We start from the raw sequence: 22,337 nt of genomic DNA on the forward strand, positions 1-22,337 counted from the left end.
CTACATGCGCTCCGGCGCGGTCACGCCGAGCAGCTCAAGCCCGGTACGCAGCACCTGCGAGGCCGCCTGATTGAGCACGAAGCGGCTGTGGTGCAGCGCCTCAACCTCGCCGTCGCCCTGCGGCAGCACGCGGGTCTGGTCGTACCAGCGGTTGTAGCGCGCGGCCAGGTCTTCGAGGTAGCGGGCCACACGGTGCGGCTCGCGTTCTAGCGCCGCAAACTCAACGATGCGGGGGAACTCGCGCAGCTGGCCGAGCAGCTCGTTCTCGCTCGCGTGCGCGAGCAGCGCTGGGTCGAAGCCGCTGCCGTCGATGCCCACCGCCTCGGCGTTGCGCGCGACGGCGCGGGTACGCGCGTGGGCGTACTGCACGTAGTAGACTGGGTTGTCGTTCGTGCGGCTCACGAGCAGGTCGAGGTCGATGTCCATCGACGAATTCGTCGAACCACGCACGAGGGCGTAGCGTGCCGCGTCGACACCGACCGCATCCACCAGGTCGTCGAGCGTGACGATCGTGCCCGCACGCTTCGACATGCGCACCGGCTGGCCGTCCTTCACCAGATTGACCATCTGGCCGATGAGCACCTGCAGGTTCACGTTGGGGGTGTCGCCGAATGCCGACACCATCGCCATGAGGCGACCGATGTAGCCGTGGTGGTCGGCACCGAGCAGCATGATGCACTCGTCAAAGCCGCGCTCGCGCTTGTTCAGGTAGTAACCGATGTCGCCCGCGAAATAGGTGGGCTCGCCGTTCGACCGGATGATCACGCGGTCCTTATCGTCACCGAAGTCGGTCGAGCGAAGCCACGTCGCGCCGTCCTCGACGAACACCTCGCCGCGCTCCTTGAGTCGTTCGACCGCGAGGGCGACCGAGCCGTCCTCGTGCACCGAGTCCTCGTGGAAGAAGACGTCGAAGACCACGCGGAAGTCCTCGAGCTTTTGCTTGATCTCGCCGAACATGCGCTCGACGCCGCGGCTTCGGAAGAACTCCTGCTGCGCCTCACGCGACTCGGCGGCAGCCAGCTCGTCGGCGAACTCGTCGGCGACCGCGGCGGCGATCTCGGCGATGTACGCCCCGCCATAGCCGTCGTCGGGCGTTGCCTCGCCGAGGTGCGCGGCGAGCAGTGACTTGGCGAAGCGGTCGATCTGCGCGCCGTGGTCGTTGAAGTAGTACTCGCGGGTCACCTGTGCACCGGCCGCAATGAGCACGCGGGCGAGCGAGTCGCCGACGGCGGCCCAGCGGGCACCACCGAGGTGGATGGGGCCGGTCGGGTTCGCCGACACAAACTCAAGGTTGATGTTGTGACCGGCGAGCGCGGCTGATGTGCCGTAGGAGCCTGCCGCCTCGACGATCTTGAGCGCGAGCGCACCCGCGGCCGCCTCGTCGAGCGTGATGTTGATGAAGCCGGGGCCAGCAACCTCGACGCGCTTGACGCTCGGGTCACCCTCGAGCCCCTCCGCGATCTCCTGCGCGAGCTGGCGGGGATTCGTGCCCACCCGCTTCGCGTAGCGCATCGCAATATTCGAGGCCCAGTCGCCATGCTCGCGATTACGCGGACGCTCGAGCTTCAGGTCATCGTCGCTGAGCTCAACGGCACCGGCATCGTGACGGGAAAGCGCTGCGGTCGTGGCGGCAGCAAGGACGTGCGAAAGGTTCTGGTCAGTCATCACGCTCAATCGTACGCAAGTTGCGTGCCCGGTTGCTGCTACGCTTGTCGCTTGTTCGCCTCCGTAGCTCAGTGGATAGAGCGCCGGTTTCCGGTACCGTAGGTCGCAGGTTCGACTCCTGTCGGGGGCACTCAGTTGTCACTAGCGAACCCTCACGCGCGTTCGCGAACCTCGGCTCGCAGCCCGGTCAAGAGGGCGGGCAGTTGCGAGGGCTCGCTCGACTCCGATTCTGGGTGCCACTGCACCGCGAAGACCGGCGCGCTCACGTGCTCGAGACCCTCCGGGGTGCCGTCCTCGGCGTGCGCGCTGACGCGCAGTCCCTGGCCCGGCTCCGCCACGACTTGGTGGTGCGCCGACTCCACCGCCTCGAGATGCTCCCCCAGGTACTGTGCAAGCAGCGAGCCCGCATCGATGTCGACCGGGTGCCGGATGAAGTCGCCGTCGCGCGGCGGAAGGTAGCGGTGCGCATCCGAGTTCTCGAGGTGCTGCACGAGCGTGCCGCCGCAGGCGACGTTGAGCAGCTGCAGACCGCGGCAGATCCCGAGCAGGGGGATACCGTCGCTGATCGCGCGACGGATGAGCTCGCAGCTGCGCTCATCCGCCTCGCGCAGGTGCGTGCCCGACTCGGGGTAGTCGGTGCCCATGCCGTAGAGGCTCGGCGTCACGTCTTCGCCGCCCATGACGACGATCGCATCGGCGCGCTCATAGGCAGCCTCGACCTCCTCGGCGGTGGCGTCACCGATCGCGAGCCGCTCGGGCGTCAACTGCGCCGCCTCGCTCACGCGCGCGACCTGCTGGCTGAGGGGTTCGAGCTGGCCGGTGAAGCGCGTGTCCGCGCGCAGCATGGTCGCGTCGACGATGAGGACGCGTGGGGAAAGAAGTGACATGGCCACCGTTATAGCAGTCGGCAGGCGCCTTCTGCGTCACGGTGGCCATGTCGGGTTGTGGAGCGTGATTAGTCTCGCGGTTCGGGGGCTTCCAGGATTTGGAACGCCGATGCGAGTCGGTCGAGGAAGTCGTCCACATCGTGCTGGTCGTACCCCTCGCTGAGGTGCGTGGGGGTGAACCGAACGTTGTTGACGAACTGCGAGGTGATCGGCGGATGCTCGAGACCGACATCGCTGGTGCGGATGTCGCTGTGCACGGTGCCAGACTCATAGATTTTGAGCGTGGCGGCCGCCCGGTCGATGAATGTGTCTACTTCTCGCTGGTCGTACCCGTAGGAGTACTTGGTTGAACGGAACTGTTGATTCAGTAATTCATCACTGCGCATATTTATTTCTCCGAGATAGTCATTTCCATCTCGCCACCAGATGTTAGCCCGGGGCCTACGGCGTGACTAGCCACACGCAGGGGTACACCAATTGTTCACCTCGTCGCGTCGCCGCTCTGGCTCGGCTGAGGGGTTCAGATAGATCCCCGCATCGTGCCCTAGTTTCGGTAGGGACTACGTTCGATTCCTCTCGAATCCCCCGGTTCGATGAGGCTCGACATCTGGAGGGACTGGATGCTCACACTCCGCCGTACCGCTGCGCTGTTGCTGTCGCTGTTCTTGGCGAGTTGCCTCGCGCTTCTCCCCGCGCAGGGCGCATCGGCGGAGGAGCCGATGGAACTGACTGGGCTCGTCACCGACACGACGAACACCCTCTCGAACAGCGACATCTCTGAGATCGAAGACGCTTCGGCGAGCCTCGAGTCCGCCACGGGCAGCAGCCTCTACGTGGTCATCGTCAGCACCTTTGAGAACCCAAACGTCGGCAATGACTGGGCGAGCGCGGTCGCCCTCGACAGCCAGCTCGGCATCAACGACATCGTTCTCTACATCGGCACTGACGCAGGCGAGTACGGGCTCAACGTCGACCAGAGCCTCTCGCTGTCAAGCGCCGATCGCGAGTCGATTCAGAACGACATCCTGCCGCTCGTGAACCAGCGCGACTTCGTCGGTGCCGCGGTGCAGGCGGCGAGCGAACTCGAGCAGGCGCTGAACGGCTCGTACTCCGGCGGGTCCGGGAGCTCAGGCAGCGACACCTCCGGTGCCACGAGCACGAGCAGCGAGAACTCAAACGTCTTCACGATCGTGCTCGGCGTGCTCGTGTTGGTGGTGCTCATCGTCGTCGCGATCGTGTTCCTCAACGGCCGCCGCAAGCGTCAAAAACAACTTCGCGAGGCCGAACAGAAGCAGGCCGCCGAACTCGAGGCGCGCCGGCAGCAGGCGTCAATCCAGCTTGTGCGGATGGACAACCTGATCAAGTCGTCCGACGAGGAGGTCGCCTTTGCGAGCGCCGAGTTCGGCTCTGACGAAGTGAAGGTGTATCAAAACGAGCTCGGCATGGCGAAGAAGGCGTCGAAGGAGGCCTTCGAACTCCAAGGCAAGCTGCTTGACCATATCCCCGATGCTCCCGAGGACCGCGAGGCGTGGATCGAGCGCATCCTGACCATCACGGACACCGCGACCAAGCGACTCGGCGACCAGGCCAGCCACTTCCAGGAGCTCCGCGTGCGGCAGAACGACGCACCGAAGCTGCTCGTCGCTCTGCGCCAGCGTGCGGAGGCCGCCCGGCCGCGCCTCGCCGAGATTTCGAGCTGGTTCGACGGCTTGGATGCGCACTACGACCAGTCGGCGCGCGACCGCATCGGCGCGGACATCGGCCAGGCTGGTCAGTTGCTCGATCTCGCCGACGATGAGATCGAGGGGGCCACGGCATCCGCCGAGGCCGGCAATGCCGGCGCCGCGATCGTCGATATCACCGACGCCGAGAACGCATTCGCCCAGTTCGACGGACTCGTGAAGGGCCTCACGGCCACGCGCGAGCTGTTTGAACGAGCACCCCGCCAGATCGCCGACGAGGCCGCCCAGCTCAAGCGCACGCTCGCGCAGGTTGAAGACCTTACCGGCACCGCGTCGGTCACGCCGTCGGCGACTACGACCGAAACAGTCACCGAGGCACGCAAGCTGCTCGCCGACATCGACCAGGCTGCGGGCCGATTCACCGACCCGGCGGGCACGATCGAGCGGCTCCACGCGGTGGCGGGTCGCCTCGACGACGCACTCGGCGGCCTGCTCGACGCGAAGGAGCGCGTTGATCACGCGCGCGCCCGGCTGCCCGAAGCGCTGCGCAACGCGAGCGCGGAAATCAGCGCCGCAGCGCAGTTCATCAACTCGAAGCGCGGCGCCGTGTCCTCCGGGCCCCGCACCCGCCTCGACCAGGCCGAGTCTCAGCTCGCCCGCGCCGAGGCCCTCCGCAACGATGATCCGGTGCAGGCGCTGCAGCTCGCGAACGATGCCGATCACCTCGCCCGCACCGCGCTCTCCACCGGCAAGCAAGAGGTCGACAACACGTACTCGTTCAGCTCGTGGGACTCGACGAGCCATGCAGGCTACGGGCGACACCGCAATTCCTACGGCGGTGGCGGTGACCAGTTCCTTTCGAGCATGGGCGGGGCAATCCTCGGCGGCATCATCAGCGGCATCTTGAGCGACTCGGGCTCGTCGCGGCGCCACGACAACGACTGGAGCGGCTTTGGCGGCTTTGGTGGTTTCGGCGGCGGCGGAGGCGGCGGCGGTTTCTCGGGCGGCGGCGGCAGCCGAGGCGGCTTCGGCGGGGGCGGCGGAACCCGCTAGTCGCCGCTATCAGCCAACTGGTCAGACACGCAACATAAATTCAGTTCACGATCATCCACCGATTCGATCACCAAGGAGCATTCCCATGGCCCAGAAGCAGTCAATTTTCGGCCGCATCTCACAGCTTGTTCGTGCCAATATCAACAGCCTGATCGACCAGGCGGAAGACCCGCAGATCATGATCGATCAGCTGATCCGTGATTACTCCGCGAACATCGCCGACGCCGAGGCCGCGATTTCGCAGACGATTGGCAACCTGCGCATGCTCGAGGACGACGCGCGCCAGGACGAGCAGGATGCGCGCGACTGGGGCCAGAAGGCGCTCGCCGCGTCGAACAAGGCCGACGAGTTCCGCAACAGCGGCGACATCGCGTCGGCCGACAAGTTCGACAATCTCGCGAAGGTCGCGATTCAGCGCCAGGTCGAGGAAGAGGGCAACGTCAACACGGCGCGCCCGCAGATCGAGCAGCAGACCCAGGTCGTCGACCAGCTGAAGAACGGCCTCGAGGGCATGCGCGGCAAGCACAACGAGCTGATCCGCAAGCGCGACGAGCTCTCGGCACGCGCCAAGACGGCCGAGGCACAGGGCAAGGTCAACGATGCCCTCTCGCAGATCAACGTGCTCGACCCCACCACCGACCTCGGCCGCTTCGAGGAAAAGGTACGTCGAGAAGAAGCTCGTGTCCGTGGCCAGCAAGAGTTGCAGGCGTCGAGTCTTGACAAGCAGTTCGAAGAGCTCGAGAACGTCGGCCAGATGACCGAGGTCGAGGCTCGCCTCGCCGCGCTCAAGTCGGGCAACTCGCAGTCGAGCATCACCCAGTAGCCCTTGCGACTTCGACAACTCATCGGCGAAGTAGCCCTCGACTCGCCACTGTCGCGACTCGGCTGCCGCTTCGCCACGGCGGTGGCGCTCCTCTACGGGGCGCCACTGTCGGTTGGTCGCATTGAGCGCCACGACGGCATGATCGTGCTGCATGGGCTGCCCAAATGGGCATTCAAGCGGGGCGGCGTCTGCATCGGCCGGGTCTATCTCACCGACACGAACGTGAGCTCGCGCGTGCTGCGGCACGAGCTCAGGCATGTACGCCAGTGGGAGCGATACGGCATGCTGTTCCCGGTCCTCTACTTCCTGGCCGGCTCAAACCCGCTCAAGAACCGCTTCGAGATTGAGGCCGGGCTTGCCGACGGCAATTACGTGCGCACGGGCGGAGGCCGCCGAAAGGCGAGCTGAGCGGCGGCGCTGCGGCGTGCGCGCCGGGGCTAGTCCGCGATGGTCCACCCCGGCGCCCTGCGCTCGTGCCAGGCGAATTCGCGCTCGAGGTCGCGCGCGAGGCGCAGCAGCGTCAGTTCGTCGCCCGGGCGGCCAATCGCATGTATGCCCATCGGCAGTGCCCCCTGGAACACCGGCAGCGACATCGCGGGCAGTCCGACGACGTTCACGTAGCTCGTGAACGGCGTGTACTGACACTGCTGCATGAAGTTACGCTCGCCGTCGTGCGGGTCGAACCAGCCGAGCGGCCGGGGCAGCATCGCCATCGCCGGCGTGAGCACGACATCAAACGGTTCGTAGGCGGCGACCATGCGCCGCTCGAACGCCGACAGCGCCGACAGCGCTCGCGAGAGCTCCTGGATGGGCAGCTCGCGGCCGCTGCGCACGAGCCACGCCGTCAACGCCTCTACGCCGTCGAGCTGGGCATCGTCGAGCGGCAGACCCGCCGCTCCCCCGCGCCACACGGCGCGGAACGCGTCGAAGTACTCCGGCGCCGCGGGCGGGGTGAACTCCGCCACCTCGTGGCCCAGCGCGCGGACCGCTTCGAGCCCGGTCTCGAACGCCTCGATCGCCTCCGCGGCCAGCTCGATGTCGTAGCTCGGTTCCCACGGAGTCCACGTGTTCCAGGCCACGCGAAGGCGCGGGCTGCGGTCGACTTTGCGCAGAGCCTCGACATAGCTCCGCGGTGGTTCGCTCGCGGCCGCGGTCGTGAACCGGTTCGCCGGTCGACCCTCGGCGTCCCGCGCGATCATCGCGTCGAGCAGCAGCGCAGCATCCTCGACCGTGCGGGCGAGCGGGCCGGCGACGCCGAGGCCGGCCAGCGCATCCAGACCGCTGCCGTCGGGCACGCGGCCGCGCGACGGCTTGAGGCCCACGAGGCCGGTCGCCGCGGCAGGAATACGGATCGAGCCTCCGCCGTCGCTGCCAGGCGCGAGCGGAAGCAGACCCGCGCTCACGGCGACCGCGGCGCCGCCGCTCGAGCCACCGGGGCCTCGCCCGAGGTCCCAGGGGTTGCGAGCGACGCCGCCCGGCAACTCGTTCTCGCAGTAGCAAGGGAAGCCGAACTCCGGCGTGTTCGTCTTGCCGAGCGACACGGCGCCGTGTGCGTCGAGCGTCTCAACGAGCGGGTCGGAGACCTCCGGCACGAAGTCGGCCATTGACCGCGAGCCGTAGCTCGTCGGCACGCCGGCGCGGTTCGTGAGGTCTTTGTCGCCAAGCGGGAGGCCGTGCAGCACGCCCGGGCGGCCAGCCTCATCGAGCTCGGCCGCGCGTTGCCGTGCGTGTTCCGCATCGACGGTTGTGAAGGCCCGCAGCGTGGGGTTCGCTCGCTCGATGCGGCCGAGATAGTGCTCGGCGAGCTCGGTGCTCGTGAGTTCGCCCACCGCGAGCAGGCGCACCTGCTCGCTGGCCGTGAGTTCGTGGAGCTCAGTCATGGCTATTCCTCCGGTACCTCGACCCGCCAGTTGATGGGCTCGGCGCCCTGTTCTCCGAGTAGCGCGTTGACGCGCGAGAACGGCCGCGAGCCGAAGAACCCGCGCGATGCCGAAAGCGGCGAGGGATGCGCGGATTCGACCGTCGGTGTCGCGCCGAGAAACTCCTTCGCCTTGCGCGCATCCGCACCCCACAGCAGCGCGACGAGCGGCGTGCCGCGGGAGGCGAGCGCACGCAGGGCGGTCTCGGTCACGGCTTCCCAGCCCTGCCGCCGATGCGACGCCGGCGCCCCCGGCCGCACGGTGAGCACACGGTTGAGCAGCAGCACGCCCTGATCGCTCCAGCGGCTGAGGTCGCCGTGGGCGGCCGGCGCAATGCCGAGGTCGTCGTCGAGCTCCCGATAGATATTGCTGAGGGAACGAGGCAGCGGGCGCACGTCGGGGTTCACGGCAAACGACAGGCCGATCGGATGCCCTGGCGTCGGGTAGGGATCCTGGCCCACCAGCACGACACGCACGTCGGCAAGCGGCTGCGCGAACGCGCGCAGGATGTTCTCGGCCGCCGGCAGGTACTCGCGGCCGGCTGCGAGCTCGCTGCGGAGGAACTCCCCCGCACGTCGCAGCTCGGCCTGCGCCGGTTCGAGCGCAACCGCCCAGTCATCGGCGATCACGCCCTCGGCTGCGAGCTCCCCCAGCGACCTCGCCGTCACGCCGAGACCCGACTCGTGCGTACGAGTACCCCGTCCTCGGTCCGAAGGAGCTCCCACATGCTGCCCGGGCCGAGCAACTCGAGTGCGCCATCCCGGATCGAAAGGGTGGTCGCGTCGTCGAGCCCGATGATGCGATCAGTGAGACCGGCCTCGATCGTCGCGACGCCGAGGCCAATGCGACCCGATGCCGCCGCGTGCGGCAGTACCGTGAGGTCAATGAGGCCGAGCCCGGCGGTGAGCTCAACCTCGCGCTCGGTCTCGCTCGTCGTCGGCGCGACCGGCACCGAGCCGACCTCGCTACCGCCCAGCAGCGCTTGTTCCGCCGCGATAGCTGCGCCAGAGCCGATACCGGCGTAGCTGGCGCCGCGATGCACCAGCCCGCGCAGATCGCTGATCGTCTCGCCAAACGCCATGAGCTGCTGCGCCGCGTCCCCGTCGCCGACAAGGACACCCGCGAGCATCAGCAAGTCGCCGGTCTGCGGAGTCTCGGGCAGGTGCACTGCGTCGACACCGAGCGGCGGCGCTACGGCGTCGACGACCTCGCGTGTCACGGGGTCGCCGCCGGCGAGAACGCCGAGCCGCGCCTGCGAGGCGCCCGCTTTACTCGCAAGCTCTCGACAGAGCCGATCAACAACCCGGCGCACCGCCTTGCGGTCGCCACCTCCAGACAACAGCACAGTCACCTCTTCATCGTCCCACACCCGGTGTCTCCGTATTACAAGTGGATTTCACATGGCCTCGCCACCTCGGTGATGATTGGGGTGCGCCGGCACCCCTCCGTGTCACCGCTGCCACCTCTAGGAGATTTCATGTCACAGCGCTTCGAAACCCGCCAGATTCACGCGGGCACGCGGATTGACCCCTCGTCCAACGCGGTCATCACGCCGATCGTCCAGACGACCGCGTACGCCTTCAACGACGCCGATCACGCCGCGAACTTGTTCGCGCTCACCGAGACCGGCAACATCTACACGCGAATCACCAACCCGACGACCGCCGTGCTCGAAGAGCGCGTCGCCGCGCTCGAGGGCGGCACCGCCGCGCTCGCGGTCTCGAGCGGTCAGGCCGCCGAAACGCTCGCGATCCTCAACATCGCGGGCGCAGGCGACCACGTCGTCTCATCGACCTCGATCTACGGCGGCACCTACAACCTCTTCAAGTACACGCTCGCGAAGGCGGGCATCGAGGTGACGTTCATCCTCGATGAGAACGACCCCGAGCAGTGGCGCAACGCGGTTCGCCCGAACACGAAGGCCTTCTACGCCGAAACAATCGGCAACCCCGCCATCAACGTGCTGGACATTCGCACCGTCGCCGACGTCGCCCACGAGGCAGGCGTGCCGCTCATCGTCGACAACACCGTCGCGACGCCGTACCTCATTCGCCCCTTTGAGCACGGCGCCGACATCGTCGTGCACTCGGCAACGAAGTACCTCGGCGGTCACGGCGCCGTGGTGGCTGGCCTCATCGTCGACGGCGGCTCGTTCCCCTGGTCGCAGCACGCCGAGCGCTTCCCCGGCCTCAACGAGCCTGACCCCAGCTACAACGGACTCAAGTACGCCGAGGCCGTGGGAGACGGTATCGCCTACATCATCAAGGCTCGCGTGCAGCTACTGCGGGACGTCGGTGCGGCGCTCGCGCCCGCCTCAGCGTGGCAGGTGCTCCAGGGCATCGAGACCCTGAGCCTGCGCCTCGAGCGACACGTCCAAAATGCCCAAGCCGTTGCCGAGTGGCTCGATGGCCACCCGGACGTCGTCAGCGTCAATTACGCGGGTCTGCCCGGCAACCAGTGGCACGAGCTGGCACGCAAGTACGCGCCAAACGGCGCGAGCGGCTTGCTCGCCTTCGAGCTTCGCGGCGGCGTCGACGCCGGCCGTCGCCTCGTCGAGTCGGTCAAGCTGTTCCGCCACGTCGTGAACATCGGCGACGTGCGTTCGATCGCGACGCACCCCGCGTCGACGACGCACGCGCAACTGACCCCCGAGCAGCAGCTCGAGGCGGGCGTCACGCCCGGTCTCGTGCGGCTCTCCGTCGGTCTCGAGCACATCGACGACATCATCGCCGACCTCGAGCAGGCGATCGCGGCCGCGGTCGCCGCCTAGGCACGGGAAGGCAATAGACTCCAGGGATGCAGTGGTCTGACGATGATTTCCGGGTCGGCGTTCGTTCGCAACGCGTCGACCTCGAGACCCGTCAGCCGGCGCGGATCCGTCCTCCTGCCACCGGCGCGTGGCTGGAGGGCGATCACCCGGGCAACCGGCAGTTTGCCGCGCTCGACGACTTCACCGTCGAACAGGGTGGCACCGTGCCGTTGCGCATTGCCTACGAGTCCTGGGGCACGCTGAACGAGGATCGTTCGAACGCGGTACTCATCTTCCATGCGCTCACCGGCGACACGCACGTCGCTGGCACCGCGGGCCCCGGCCACGCGAGCGCGGGTTGGTGGCCCGGCATGGTCGGCCCCGGCATGCCGTTCGATACCGACGAACTCTTCGTCGTCGCGCCGAACATGCTCGGCGGTTGTCAGGGCACGACCGGCCCCGCTTCCATCTCGCCCGACGGCAGCGAGTGGGGTGCGCGGTTCCCGCGCACGAGCATCCGCGACCAGGTGCGGGCGCAAGCGGCCCTGGCAAACGCCCTCGGCATCCGCAAGTTCCACAGCGTCGTCGGTGGTTCCATGGGCGGCATGCAGGCCCTCGAGTGGGCGATCATGTACCCGGATCGCCTCGAGAACCTCGTCGTGCTCTGCGCGCCCGCGGCGATCGACGCGATGAACATCGCGCAGAATACCCTGCAGGGCGACGCGATCCGGCTCGACCCGGCCTGGCGCGACGGCAACTACTACGACGCCGGCGCGGGTGAGGGCCCATATCGCGGCCTCGCCCTGGCTCGACGCATGGCCATGCTCAATTACCGCAGCGACAGTGAACTCGAGGACCGCTTCGGTCGTGCCTGGCAGTCCTCGGTCTCACCCGCGGGCGGCCACGGTCGCTACTCGGTTGAGTCGTACCTCGACTTCCACGGCAACCGATTCACGCGTCGCTTCGACGCGAACACGTACATCGTGCTCGCCAACGCGATGAGTACGCACGACGTCGGTCGCGGCCGAGGCGGGGTGGATGCGGCGCTCGAGCAGGTGCGCGCCCGCACCCTCGTCATCGGCGTCGACTCGGACACGCTCTTTCGCATCGATACCCAGCACCGCATCGCCGCCGGAATCCCGACCTCGGTTACCGGCGATGTCGCGTTCACGGTGCACTCACCGTTCGGCCACGACGGCTTTCTCCTCGAGATTCGCGAGGTCGGCGGCGCCGTGCGCGCGTTCCTCGCGGACGAGCCGTTGCCGCCGCACGCGGCGGCAACGGCCTAGTTAGCGAGGGTGCCCTCTTCGGAGCTCGCGTCCTCGTCGTCCGTGGTCGCGGCCGGTTCGGCGTCCGCGGCAACCACGGCCCTCGCCGCCTTGAGCGGTCGCATGTACAAGACCGCGGACACGAGTAGCACGACGAGCAGGGCGTTGCGCACGAACAGCGCGAACGCACCGATCGGTGCAGCACCAACGACGGTCCAGTAGAACCACGGGTAGATGTACTGGGTGAGCCCCGCGATGACGAGCGAGATCCACGCGAGCGGCGCGAATCTGCGGCCATCCCAGACCAGCCCGAGCACGATGATCGGCGCGAGCCAGGTCATGAACTGCGGCGATCCGACCTTGTTGAACACGATGAACGAGGTGACCAGCGCGAGCAGCAGCGCTGGGAACACGCGGGCAATGCCGGCGCCCTTGCGGTGCCACCAGAACCCAAGGGCGAGCAGGAGCAGCACCATCACGAACATGAGGGGCGTGAGCACGTCACCGACGAGATCGACGCCCGGGCCCGAAATCTGCTGCGTCAGAATGTCGTAGTCGAATCGCACCTCGTAGTCGCTGTTGCCAAGCGACTTGAGCACGAGGAAGACGCTCGCGGCCGCGGACTCGAGCTGCAGGCCACGGCCGGTCTGCCCGGTGACGAAACTGAAGGCGTTGCGCAGCCCGTCGGTACCGTTGAACACCATGACCGGCAGCAGCACCACTGCGCACGCGATGAGCGCGCCCTGCACGAGCTTCCAGCGGCGCTCGATGATGGCGAATGCGCCGGCGAACGCGGCGGCCGGCCAGACCTTGAACCAGGCCCCGATAGTGAGCCAGAAGCCCGAGGTGCGCACGCGCGAGCGGATCTCAAGCAGCGCGATGAGCACGATCGGCACCGTCAGGGTGTCGATGCGCCCGAGCGCGATGGGCCCGAGCAGCACAAGGAAGGCGAGCCACCACCACGCCGCCGCGCGCCGGAGTCCGGCCGAGGCGTTGCTGTTCTGACGCATCGTGAGCCACCACAACGCGATGCAGTCGAGCACGATGACGATGATCATCCACGCGAGGCCATACGCCTCGCCTGGACCGATCAGGTTCGTCAGGAGCATCGGACCGAGCGCGCCGACCGGGTAAACGAACGCCTCCTGGACACCGGGGAATGAACCGGTGGCAAAACCCGACTCAACCCAGCCGCGGTACACGCCAGTGACATCGTTAAACGGCACCGAAGGGTGCCAAGACGCGACCCAGCCGTAGAAGGCGTGCACGCCGATGAAGAGGAGCCAGAGGGTCCAAAGTTCGTTCTCGAGCGTCCACCGGCGGGGTCGGCCCGGGGCAAAGATTCTCGTCGTCATTTCGCGAGCACCGCCGCGATCACGCCGGGCAACGCCGTTGCGACATCGGACGCGAGGATCGGCCCCCCGTGCGGTCCGTGGTCGAGCATGCTCAGGGGCGCGTGCACCGTCGTCGGCGCCACCTCGATGCCCGCGTTGCGCTGCGACGCAAGCCAGCCAGCGCGGGCGTGCAACCAGGCTCCCGCTGCGACGGTGGTCGCGAGGCAAAGCGGGGCGCCGCGGCCGGCCTGCCCGGCAACAATCGTGCCGATGATGCCGGCGAGCACGTCGCCGGTGCCCGCTGTCGCGAGCCATGAGTTCGGTGCGCGCAGCTTGCGGCGGTCCGCCCCCTCGACGACATAGGTGACGCGGCCCTTGAGCAGCACGGTGCAGCCGAGCAGTTCCGATGCCTCGATGGCGGCTTCTCCCTCGGAGCGCGCCACGTCCTCGGCCGACCAGTCGGCCAGACCGAGCCGGCGCATCAGTCCGGCGAGCTCGCGAGCGTGCGGGGTCACGACGACGCCCTTCATGCCGGGTTCGACGAGCGAGAGGGCCCCAGCGTCAACGATCGCCGGGACACCGCGCTCGAGCGCCTCGGCGAGCAGCCCGCCGCGGTCGTCCTCGCGGGCATCCGGAATCCCGGAGCCGATCACGAGACACTGGTACTGGCCGTGACCGTGCACCACCTCGGGCCGCACGGCGAGCACCGCCGCGGCGACGCGCTCGGGGCCGGCGTAACGAACCATGCCCGCGCCGGCCCGGCAAGACGCCTGCGCGCTCAGCACGGCCGCGCCCGGATACGTCAGCGAGCCCGTCGCCAACTGCACAACGCCGCGACGATACTTATCGTCCTCTTCGCCGGGCAGTTCGAGGGTCGATCGCACATCGGCGGCCAGCACCGCCTGAAACCGCTGCTCATCATCTGACGCAATCATCCCAGCCAATCTACCGGCAAAGACGCTAGCGCCGTGCCGTCGCGTCGTGGACCTCGCCGACGAGCACCTCGATCACGTCCTCGAGGAAGAGCACGCCGATGGTGTCGCCGGTCTTGCTCACGACCCGCGCGAGGTGGCGGCTGGTGCGGCGCAGCGAGGCCAGCGCATCCTCGAGCTCGGTGCCCTCGTAGAGCGAAGTCAGTGAACGAATGCTCGTGGACGGCAGCGGCGAGTCGAACGCGTCATCGGGCACATCGAGCACGTCCTTGATGTGGACGTAGCCGACCGGACCGCTCGCGTCAGCGATGACGTATCGCGAGAAGCCGTACTCGGCGACAGCCCGCTGGAGGTCGTGCGGGGTGCAGTCGGTGGCGAGCGCTCGAATGGCCCCGACGGGCACGGCTACCTCGCCGACGCGCTTCGAGGTGAACTCGAAAGTGTTCGCGAGGGTGCCGGCGTCGTCCGCGAGAATGCCCTCGCGGGTGGACTGCTCGACGATGCCAGCGACCTCGTCGAACGTGAATGCGCTGGTCGCCTCGTTCTTCGGTTTCACGCCCACCGCACGTAGCGAGAGATTCGCGAGCTCGTTGAGCAGCCAGATGACCGGCCGGAACACCTTCGAAAGAAACACGAGCGGAGGCGCCAGCAACAGCACCGCGCGATCCGGCACCGAGAATGCGAGGTTCTTCGGCACCATCTCGCCAAACACGACGTGCAGGTAGGTCACGAGCAGGAGCACGATAACGAACGCGACGATGGTGACCCACTCGGTGCTGAGCCCCAGCCACGCGAGCGGCCCCTCAAGCAGGTGGTGCAGCGCGGGCTCGGAGACGTTGAGAATCAGCAGCGAGCAGATCGTGATGCCGAGCTGCGTGGTCGCGAGCATGAGCGTCGCGTGCTCCATCGCGAACAGCGCGGTGCGCGCCGACTTTGAGCCGCGATCGGCCCGAGGTTCGATCTGCGAGCGTCGCGCCGAGATGACGGCGAACTCCGCCGCCACGAAAAATGCGTTGAACAGCAGCAGCACGACAAGCCAGACGATGCCCATAAGATCGCTCATCGGTGGCTCCTCTGCCCCTCGTCACCGCGTTCGCGTCGAAGGTGCTCCTCGCGGCTCACGTAACGCTCGCCGGGAACAAACGCGAGGCGGGCGGCGCGACGACCGTCCATCGCCTCGACCTCGAATCGTCCCTCTGGATGCTCCACAACATCACCGACCACCGGCACGCGACCAAGTTCGCGCATGACATAGCCGCCCAGGGTTTCAAAGGGCCCGTCCTCGTCGAGGTGCACGTTGAGTCGCTCTCGCAGCTCGTCGGGGCGCAAGAGGCCGTCGATACTGATGCGGTCGCGGCGCCGGATGATCTCGACCGCCGCGTGGTCGTGCTCGTCGACGAGGTCGCCCACGATCTCCTCGACGAGGTCTTCGAGGGTCACGATGCCGGCCGTACCGCCGTACTCGTCGAGGACAATGACCATCTGGAAGCCCTCGCGGCGCACCTGGCCAAGCACCGCATCCACCGACAGCGTCTCGGGCACGAACACGGCATCGTTCTTAATCGCGCCGACCGGCACGCTGGGACGTCGCTCGCGCGGCACGGCGACCGCGTGCTTGAGGTGCGCAATGCCGGTGATGTCATCGACATCGTCTTCGACCACCGGGAACCTCGAAAAACCAGTGGTGTGCGCGAGCTGGATGAGCTGAGCGACGGAGGCGTCGGCCTGAATCGACTGTACGCGCGAGCGGGGCGTCATGACGTCCTCGGCCGAAAGCTCGCTGAAGCGCAACGTGCGGTTGAGGAGCACCGCCTTGTCGGCCTCGAGTACCCCGACGAGCGCGCTGCGGCGCACGAGACTCGAGAGTTCCTCGGCCGACCGCGCGCCCGAGAGCTCCTCTTGGGGTTCGACGCCCATCGAGCGGATTACGCCGTTTGCGGAGCCGTTGAGCACGCGGACGGCCGGGCGAAACACCGCCGTGAAAACGTTCTGAATGGGCACCACGATCTTCGCCAGCTGCAGCGGCAACGAGAGCGCAAAGTTCTTGGGGATGAGCTCACCGATGACCATGGAGAGCACCGTCGCGATGATCATCGCCACGATCGTGCCGACGGCCGACACCCAATCCACGGGCAGCCCGAGGGCAACAAAGAAGTCTCCGAGCAGGTTCGTGATGGCCGGCTCCATCGTGTAGCCGGTGAGCAGCGTCGTCAGCGTGATGCCCAACTGCGCGCTCGAGAGGTGCGTCGAGGTGTGCTTCAGCGCCGAGATGATCGGACCGAGCCGCTTTTCACCGCGCTGCTGGCGCAGCTCGAGGTCGTTGCGGTCGAGATTCACGAGAGTGAACTCGGTCGCGACAAACACCCCGGTGCCGAAGCAGAGAAGGATGCCGACGGCGAGGAGTAACCAGTCCATAGTTGCGCGGAACTCTACCAGCGACGCCTACCACGAGACCGGCAGCGGCTTGCCCTCCTCGTAGCCGGCGGCCGACTGCAGACCGACCTTGGCGCGCTCGTGGAACTCTCGAATCGAGCGCGCGCCCGCGTAGGTGAAGCTTGAGCGCAGGCCGGTCGTGATCATGTCGACAAGGTCGTCGACGCTCGGTCGCTCCGGGTCGATGAGAATGGTCGAGTTCGAGATGCCCTCCGCGAAGAGCAACTTGCGCGCGCGCTCGTACGGGTCGAGCTTGCTAAACCGGCCCGCGACGGCGCGTGACGACGCCATGCCAAACGACTCCTTGTAGCGGCGTCCCTGGGCATCCGTGAGCACCGTGCCGGGCGCCTCGACGGTGCCTGCAAACCACGAACCGATCATGACCGCGCCCGCGCCGGCCGCGAGGGCCAGCGCGACATCGCGCGGGTAGCGCACGCCGCCGTCGGCCCACACCGTCGCGCCATACTTCGCCGCTTCCTCCGCGCTCTCGAGCACCGCCGAGAACTGGGGTCGCCCCACGGCCGTCATCATGCGCGTCGTGCACATCGCGCCGGGGCCGACGCCGACCTTGATGATGTTGGCGCCGGCGTTGACCAGGTCACGCGTGCCTGCGGCCGAGACGACGTTGCCCGCGACGATCGGCACGCCGAGTTCGGCGCCGCGCACTCCCTCGATCGCGCGCAGCATCGATTCCTGGTGTCCATGCGCCGTGTCGAGCACGAGCACATCGGCGCCAGCCTCGACGAGACGGCGCGCGCGAGCGACGACGTCGCCATTGATGCCGACGGCGGCGGCGACGCGGAGGCGACCCAGCGCATCCACCGCGGCCGGATAGATGCTCGAGCGCAGCGCGTCGGCTTGCGAGAGCGAACCGATCAGTTCGCCGTCACGACGCACGGCCGCGAACTTGCCCGGCAGCGCTTCGAGTTCATTGAATGCAGATCGGGCATCCTGCGATACCGAAAGTTCGGGAGCGGCGAGGTGCGTGAGGTTGTCGAGGGTGGCATCGGCGGGGATGTGCTCGAGGTCGCTCGCCTGCAGCAGCATGCTGATCCCGGCGTCGCGTTCGACGGCGATCGCCTGGCCCGCGACGGCCGGCACGTGCGTGAGCACCTCCGCAACGGTGGTCTCACCAGAGAAGCGGAACGGGCTGGTAACCAAGGGGTCCTGCCCCTTCACCCAGGCGAGCTGCTCAAGCGCTGCCTCGTCGTCGAGGTCCTGCGGCAGCACTGCGAGGCCGCCGCGACGCGCGAGGGCCGCGGCCATACGCTCACCCGACACCGCGTTCATGTTGCTGGCAACCAGGGGGATGCGCATGCCGGTCTCGTCCGGCGTCGAGAGATCGACGTTGAGGCGCGAGCCAACGTCGGAACGCGACGGCACGAGGAAGACGTCGGAATAGGTGAGGTCATGCTGAGGCACTTGGCCGTAGAACTGCATATCACCAAGCCTAATCTTTCCCACAACTGTGCCTGGGGACTGATGTAGGTGTCTGCAAGGAAAAGTCGTTAGGCTTGACGACCGGACGCTGCCTCTTCTTGGTGGCGTCAAGAACGTCAATTTGAGTAGAAGGCGGCGATTTTCGCGTGTCGACGACCACCGGTCCGGAATCCACCAGCTCAGTGCCTGACTTCGGAGCCAATGACTGGCTCGTAGAAGAGATGTACGCGAAATTCAAAGAGGATCGGAGCAGCGTCGATGAGGCCTGGTGGCCGACCCTCGAGCGCTACGCCGCTTCGCAGTCAGCCTCAGCACCCGTGAGCACGTCAAAGCCGACCGCGCCCGCCCAGCCTGCTGCCTCGGCGACCGCGCAGCCCGCCGCCAGCAAGCAGAGCCGCACGACGGCCCGCCCGGCGACCGCCGCACCGATTCCCGCCGAGGCTCCCGCCAAGACCGAGAAGAAGGATGCCGCGCCCGCCGCCGAGCGCCAGGCCGAGACCACCGCGCTCAAGGGCATGGCAAAGGCCATCGCGAAGAACATGGACGACTCGCTGTCGATCCCGACCGCGACGAGCTACCGCGAGATCCCCGCGAAGCTGATGATCGACAACCGTATCGTCATCAACAACCACCTGCGCCGCACGCGCGGTGGCAAGATCTCGTTCACACACTTGCTCGGCTACGCGCTCGTGCAGGCGCTGAAGAAGTTCCCGAGCCAGAACGTCTACTACGACATCGTCGACGGCAAGCCCTCGGTCATCCAGCCCGCGCACGTGAACCTCGGTATCGCCATCGACGTGCAGAACAAGGACGGCTCGCGCGGCCTCGTCGTGCCGAGCATCAAGGCCGCCGAGGAGATGAACTTCCGCGAGTTCCTCGAGGCCTATGAAGAGCTCATCAAGAAGGGCCGCACAGGCAAGCTCACCGCGGCCGACCACGCCGGCGCGACCATCTCGCTCACCAACCCGGGCGGCATCGGCACCGTGCAGTCGGCCCCGCGCCTCACGCGCGGCCAGGGCGCCATCTTCGGTGCCGGCGCGCTCGACTACCCAGCCGCCTTCCATGGCATGGCGCAGGAGACGATCGACAACCTCGCGATCTCGAAGCGCCTGACTGTCTCGTCGACCTACGACCACCGCGTCATCCAGGGTGCCGGCTCGGGCGAGTTCCTGAAGATCGTGTCGGAGCTGCTTACCGGCGGCGAGGGCTTCTACGAGGAGATCTTCGCGTCGCTGCGCATCCCGTACAAGCCGATCACCTGGTCGAAGGACGTCCACGTCGACGTCGCGGCCGCGGTGAACAAGACCGCCCGCGTGCAGCAGGTCATCAACATGTTCCGCGTCCGCGGGCACATGATGGCCGACATTGACCCGCTGACCTACGTGCAGCGCACCCACCCCGACCTCGAGATCGAGTCGCACGGCCTCACTTTCTGGGATCTCGAGCGCCACTTCGTGACCGCGGGCTTCGGCACCAAGCGCACCATGAAGCTGCGCGACATCCTCGGCATCCTGCGCGACACCTATTGCCGCACGATCGGCATCGAGTACATGCACATCCAGGACCCGGAGCAGCGCACCTGGTTCCAGGAGGAGCTCGAGCACCCGTACGTCGCCCCGACGCACGACGAGCAGCTGCGAATCCTGACGAAGCTCAACCAGGCCGAGGCCTTCGAGACCTTCTTGCAGACCAAGTACGTCGGCCAGAAGCGCTTCTCGCTCGAGGGCTCGGAGTCGGTCATCGCACTCATCGACCAGATTGGCCAGGATGCGGTCGACGACGGCATCCAAGAAATCGCCATGGGCATGGCGCACCGCGGCCGCCTCAACATGCTGACAAACATCGCGGGCAAGACCTACAACCAGATGTTCCGCGAGTTCGAGGGCGCGAAGGCGGGGCGGGTCACCGGTTCGGGCGACGTGAAGTATCATCTCGGCATCGAGGGCACGTACACCTCGCCCAAGGGCGGCGAGATCCCGATCTATCTCGCCGCGAACCCGTCGCACCTCGAGGCCGTCGACGGCGTACTCGAGGGCATCGTGCGTGCGAAGCAGGACCGCACCGACGCGCAGACCTACGACGTGCTCCCCGTGCTCGTGCACGGTGACGCGGCCATGGCGGGTCAGGGCATCGTCTACGAGACCCTGCAGATGTCGCAGTTGCGCGGCTACCGCACCGGTGGCACGATCCACGTCGTCATCAACAACCAGGTCGGCTTCACGACCTCGCCGCAGGACGGCCGCTCGTCGATGTACTCGTCGGACGTCGCGAAGTCGATTCAGGCGCCGGTCTTCCACGTGAACGGTGACGACCCCGAGGCCGTCGCACACGTCGCGTCGCTCGCGTTCCGCTACCGCCAGCGCTTCAACCGCGATGTCGTGATCGACCTCGTGTCCTACCGCCGCCGCGGCCACAACGAGGGCGACGACCCGTCGATGACGCAGCCGCTTATGTACGACCTCATCGAGAACAAGCGCTCGGTGCGTAAGCTCTACGCCGCTAACCTCGTCGGCCGTGGTGACCTCACCATGGAGGAGTACGAGAAGGCGCAGTCGGACTTCCACTCGGAGCTCGAGCGTGCGTTTGCCGAGACCCACGAGGCGCACACCGCATCGATCTCGGCGCAGGAGCTCTCGACCGTCGGCTCGAACGAAGAGCAGCGCCCGTCGGAGCCCGAGTCGACGGCCGTCGACCAGGACGTCGTGACCACGATCGGCGAGGCGCACAGCAACCCGCCGGAGGGCTTCACTGTGCACCCGAAGCTCCAGCGCGTGCTCGATAAGCGCGCGAAGATGTCACAGGAGGGCGACATCGACTGGGCCTACGGCGAGCTGCTCGCCCTCGGCTCACTCGTCATGGAGGGCACCTCAGTACGCCTGGCCGGCCAGGACTCGCGTCGCGGCACGTTCACGCAGCGCCACGCGCTGCTGCACGACCGCAAGACCGACCAGAACTGGATTCCCCTCCAAAACCTGTCGGAGTCGCAGGCGAAGTTCACGGTCTACGACTCGCTGCTGTCGGAGTACGCCGCGCTCGGCTTCGAGTACGGCTATTCGGTGGAGCGCCCCGACGCGCTCGTGCTGTGGGAAGCCCAGTTCGGTGACTTCGTCAACGGTGCGCAGGTCGTGATCGACGAGTTCATTTCGTCGAGTGAGCAGAAGTGGGCCCAACGCTCGAGCGTCGTGCTGCTGCTCCCCCACGGCTACGAGGGCCAGGGCCCCGACCACTCGTCGGCGCGCATCGAGCGCTTCCTGCAGCTCGCGGCGCAGGACAACATGACGGTCTCGCAGCCGTCGACGCCGGCGAACTACTTCCACCTGCTGCGCCGCCAGGCCTACGCCCGACCGCGCAAACCGCTGGTGGTCTTCACACCGAAGTCGATGCTGCGTCTTCGCGGCGCGACCTCGCCGGTCGAGGGCTTCACGTCGGGCAAGTTCCAGACGGTCCTCGACGACACCCGCGTGGCTGACAAGGCCGCGGTGAAGCGCGTCGTGATCCACTCCGGCAAGCTCCACTACGACCTCCAGCAGCAGCTCGAGAAGTCGGGCGACCAGTCGGTCGCCCTCGTGCGCCTCGAGCAGTACTTCCCGCTGCCCCTCGACGAGCTCAAGCAAACCCTCGCGCAGTACCCGAACGCCGAGCTCGTCTGGGCACAGGAAGAGCCCGAGAACCAGGGTGCCTGGAGCTTCCTGCTGTCGGGCCTCGCGCCGAAGCTCGACCGTCCGCTCGCCTCCGTGACGCGACCCGAGGCATCCGCCCCATCGGTCGGCACCATGAAGGCGCACCAGGAACAGCAGCAGGCGCTCATCAACAGAGCCCTCGGCCACTAACGCCAACACGCAAACGGCCGGCCCGGAGCAACAGCTGCGGGCCGGCCGTGTTGTTGACGAGGGGCGCTGTCAGTAGCCCTTGACGAACTTCTTGTTCGTGCTGGTTCGCAGCCACGCGGGCGATCGGCCTCGCCCCGAGAAATAGCGAATCTCGACGTGGGTGCCCGCCGGCACGTGGCGCCTATGACCCCCCATTCGCCCAACACGGCATACCTTCGTTAGCTACGAACTGCCCCGTCGCCTGAACGAACGTACCGATATTGAACTGGCGTGCCCGCTCGCAGGCATCCGTCACCTTTGCGGTCATCAGATTGCCGACAGT

The 22,337-nt window shown here is 67.2% G+C and carries 17 protein-coding genes, 1 tRNA gene and 1 pseudogene; 7 read left to right on the forward strand and 12 right to left on the reverse strand.

What is annotated here, in order from left to right; translation table 11 throughout:
* A complete protein-coding gene (argS, locus tag EJL01_RS02195) occupies nt 1-1,665 on the reverse strand; it encodes an arginine--tRNA ligase (RefSeq protein WP_125106084.1) in 1,665 nt (554 codons plus the stop codon).
* Between the two features lie 57 nt (nt 1,666-1,722).
* On the opposite strand from argS, the gene EJL01_RS02200 reads away from it, so the two are divergent.
* Nucleotides 1,723-1,795, forward strand: a tRNA-Arg gene (locus EJL01_RS02200).
* Nucleotides 1,796-1,817: 22 nt separating this feature from the next.
* On the opposite strand, the gene EJL01_RS02205 is transcribed toward EJL01_RS02200, so the two are convergent.
* The 3 genes and pseudogenes from EJL01_RS02205 to EJL01_RS13445 all read right to left on the reverse strand — a co-directional run.
* On the reverse strand, nt 1,818-2,552 hold the full coding sequence (locus tag EJL01_RS02205) for a gamma-glutamyl-gamma-aminobutyrate hydrolase family protein (RefSeq protein WP_125106085.1): 735 nt from the start codon (nt 2,550-2,552) through the stop codon (nt 1,818-1,820).
* Between the two features lie 68 nt (nt 2,553-2,620).
* Nucleotides 2,621-2,809, reverse strand: a complete 189-nt coding sequence (locus EJL01_RS12905; protein ID WP_164509665.1) for a DivIVA domain-containing protein — start codon at nt 2,807-2,809, stop codon at nt 2,621-2,623.
* Nucleotides 2,810-2,842: 33 nt separating this feature from the next.
* Nucleotides 2,843-2,938 (reverse strand): annotated as a pseudogene (locus tag EJL01_RS13445) (DivIVA domain-containing protein); the annotation flags it as partial.
* Between the two features lie 333 nt (nt 2,939-3,271).
* On the opposite strand from EJL01_RS13445, the gene EJL01_RS13065 reads away from it, so the two are divergent.
* The 3 genes from EJL01_RS13065 (at nt 3,272) to EJL01_RS02225 (ending at nt 6,518) form a co-directional block, all read left to right on the forward strand.
* Nucleotides 3,272-5,287, forward strand: coding sequence for a TPM domain-containing protein (locus EJL01_RS13065; RefSeq protein ID WP_193128249.1), 2,016 nt, complete (start codon nt 3,272-3,274; stop codon nt 5,285-5,287).
* A gap of 85 nt (nt 5,288-5,372) precedes the next feature.
* Nucleotides 5,373-6,110: a PspA/IM30 family protein gene (locus EJL01_RS02220; protein ID WP_125106087.1), complete on the forward strand. Its 738-nt coding sequence runs from the start codon at nt 5,373-5,375 to the stop codon at nt 6,108-6,110.
* 3 nt (nt 6,111-6,113) lie between these two features.
* Nucleotides 6,114-6,518: a Fe-S oxidoreductase gene (locus EJL01_RS02225; RefSeq protein ID WP_125106088.1), complete on the forward strand. Its 405-nt coding sequence runs from the start codon at nt 6,114-6,116 to the stop codon at nt 6,516-6,518.
* Nucleotides 6,519-6,547: 29 nt separating this feature from the next.
* Here EJL01_RS02225 and EJL01_RS02230 read toward each other — a convergent pair whose 3' ends face one another.
* From EJL01_RS02230 to EJL01_RS02240, 3 genes are read right to left on the reverse strand one after another with little or no spacing between them, the layout of a single operon-like run.
* Nucleotides 6,548-7,990, reverse strand: coding sequence for an amidase (locus EJL01_RS02230; protein ID WP_125106089.1), 1,443 nt, complete (start codon nt 7,988-7,990; stop codon nt 6,548-6,550).
* A 2-nt stretch (nt 7,991-7,992) separates the two neighbouring features.
* A complete protein-coding gene (locus tag EJL01_RS02235) occupies nt 7,993-8,697 on the reverse strand; it encodes a uracil-DNA glycosylase (protein WP_125106090.1) in 705 nt (234 codons plus the stop codon).
* Nucleotides 8,694-9,374 carry a type 1 glutamine amidotransferase family protein gene (locus tag EJL01_RS02240; protein WP_125106091.1) on the reverse strand — a complete coding sequence of 227 codons (681 nt, stop codon included), beginning with the start codon at nt 9,372-9,374 and terminating at the stop codon, nt 8,694-8,696. Before EJL01_RS02240 ends, EJL01_RS02235 begins: the two co-directional genes overlap by 4 nt.
* Before the next feature lie 132 nt (nt 9,375-9,506).
* On the opposite strand from EJL01_RS02240, the gene EJL01_RS02245 reads away from it, so the two are divergent.
* Together EJL01_RS02245 and metX are read left to right on the forward strand one after the other, a co-directional pair.
* Nucleotides 9,507-10,799 carry a bifunctional o-acetylhomoserine/o-acetylserine sulfhydrylase gene (locus EJL01_RS02245; protein ID WP_125106092.1) on the forward strand — a complete coding sequence of 431 codons (1,293 nt, stop codon included), beginning with the start codon at nt 9,507-9,509 and terminating at the stop codon, nt 10,797-10,799.
* Between the two features lie 26 nt (nt 10,800-10,825).
* Nucleotides 10,826-12,067 (forward strand): homoserine O-acetyltransferase MetX, encoded by a 1,242-nt coding sequence (metX, locus tag EJL01_RS02250; protein ID WP_125106093.1) that lies wholly within the window; start codon nt 10,826-10,828, stop codon nt 12,065-12,067.
* Here the strand turns inward: metX and EJL01_RS02255 are convergent.
* The 5 genes from EJL01_RS02255 to EJL01_RS02275 are packed head-to-tail and all read right to left on the reverse strand — an operon-like array spanning nt 12,064 to nt 18,185.
* Complete coding sequence (locus tag EJL01_RS02255; protein WP_125106094.1) at nt 12,064-13,401, reverse strand: glycosyltransferase 87 family protein; 1,338 nt, start codon at nt 13,399-13,401, stop codon at nt 12,064-12,066. The two genes, metX and EJL01_RS02255, sit on opposite strands and share 4 nt — an antisense overlap.
* Nucleotides 13,398-14,315: an ADP-dependent NAD(P)H-hydrate dehydratase gene (locus tag EJL01_RS02260; protein ID WP_125106095.1), complete on the reverse strand. Its 918-nt coding sequence runs from the start codon at nt 14,313-14,315 to the stop codon at nt 13,398-13,400. The genes EJL01_RS02255 and EJL01_RS02260 overlap by 4 nt, the downstream gene beginning before the upstream one ends.
* A gap of 25 nt (nt 14,316-14,340) precedes the next feature.
* On the reverse strand, nt 14,341-15,375 hold the full coding sequence (locus tag EJL01_RS02265; protein ID WP_125106096.1) for a hemolysin family protein: 1,035 nt from the start codon (nt 15,373-15,375) through the stop codon (nt 14,341-14,343).
* Nucleotides 15,372-16,727, reverse strand: a complete 1,356-nt coding sequence (locus tag EJL01_RS02270) for a hemolysin family protein (RefSeq protein WP_125106097.1) — start codon at nt 16,725-16,727, stop codon at nt 15,372-15,374. The genes EJL01_RS02265 and EJL01_RS02270 overlap by 4 nt, the downstream gene beginning before the upstream one ends.
* A gap of 27 nt (nt 16,728-16,754) precedes the next feature.
* Complete coding sequence (locus tag EJL01_RS02275) at nt 16,755-18,185, reverse strand: GMP reductase (protein ID WP_125106098.1); 1,431 nt, start codon at nt 18,183-18,185, stop codon at nt 16,755-16,757.
* 146 nt (nt 18,186-18,331) lie between these two features.
* Here EJL01_RS02275 and EJL01_RS02280 point away from each other — a divergent pair, with 146 nt between their 5' ends.
* A complete protein-coding gene (locus EJL01_RS02280) occupies nt 18,332-22,015 on the forward strand; it encodes a multifunctional oxoglutarate decarboxylase/oxoglutarate dehydrogenase thiamine pyrophosphate-binding subunit/dihydrolipoyllysine-residue succinyltransferase subunit (RefSeq protein WP_125106099.1) in 3,684 nt (1,227 codons plus the stop codon).
* The last annotated feature ends 322 nt before the right edge of the window (nt 22,016-22,337 follow it).

Origin of the sequence: Gulosibacter massiliensis, assembly GCF_900626105.1 — a bacterium.
Lineage (GTDB): Bacteria > Actinomycetota > Actinomycetes > Actinomycetales > Microbacteriaceae > Gulosibacter > Gulosibacter sediminis.

Excerpts from the sequence above, each read along its gene's own strand:
- EJL01_RS02270 (WP_125106097.1), bottom strand. The coding sequence starts at position 16,727 with ATGGACTGGTTACTCCTCGCCGTCGGCATCCTTCTCTGCTTCGGCACC.
- EJL01_RS02275 (WP_125106098.1), bottom strand. The coding sequence starts at position 18,185 with ATGCAGTTCTACGGCCAAGTGCCTCAGCATGACCTCACCTATTCCGAC.
- metX (WP_125106093.1), top strand. The coding sequence starts at position 10,826 with ATGCAGTGGTCTGACGATGATTTCCGGGTCGGCGTTCGTTCGCAACGC.
- EJL01_RS02255 (WP_125106094.1), bottom strand. The coding sequence starts at position 13,401 with ATGACGACGAGAATCTTTGCCCCGGGCCGACCCCGCCGGTGGACGCTC.
- EJL01_RS02230 (WP_125106089.1), bottom strand. The coding sequence starts at position 7,990 with ATGACTGAGCTCCACGAACTCACGGCCAGCGAGCAGGTGCGCCTGCTC.
- argS (WP_125106084.1), bottom strand. The coding sequence starts at position 1,665 with ATGACTGACCAGAACCTTTCGCACGTCCTTGCTGCCGCCACGACCGCA.
- EJL01_RS13065 (WP_193128249.1), top strand. The coding sequence starts at position 3,272 with ATGGAACTGACTGGGCTCGTCACCGACACGACGAACACCCTCTCGAAC.
- EJL01_RS02260 (WP_125106095.1), bottom strand. The coding sequence starts at position 14,315 with ATGATTGCGTCAGATGATGAGCAGCGGTTTCAGGCGGTGCTGGCCGCC.
- EJL01_RS02220 (WP_125106087.1), top strand. The coding sequence starts at position 5,373 with ATGGCCCAGAAGCAGTCAATTTTCGGCCGCATCTCACAGCTTGTTCGT.
- EJL01_RS02205 (WP_125106085.1), bottom strand. The coding sequence starts at position 2,552 with ATGTCACTTCTTTCCCCACGCGTCCTCATCGTCGACGCGACCATGCTG.
- EJL01_RS02265 (WP_125106096.1), bottom strand. The coding sequence starts at position 15,375 with ATGAGCGATCTTATGGGCATCGTCTGGCTTGTCGTGCTGCTGCTGTTC.
- EJL01_RS02245 (WP_125106092.1), top strand. The coding sequence starts at position 9,507 with ATGTCACAGCGCTTCGAAACCCGCCAGATTCACGCGGGCACGCGGATT.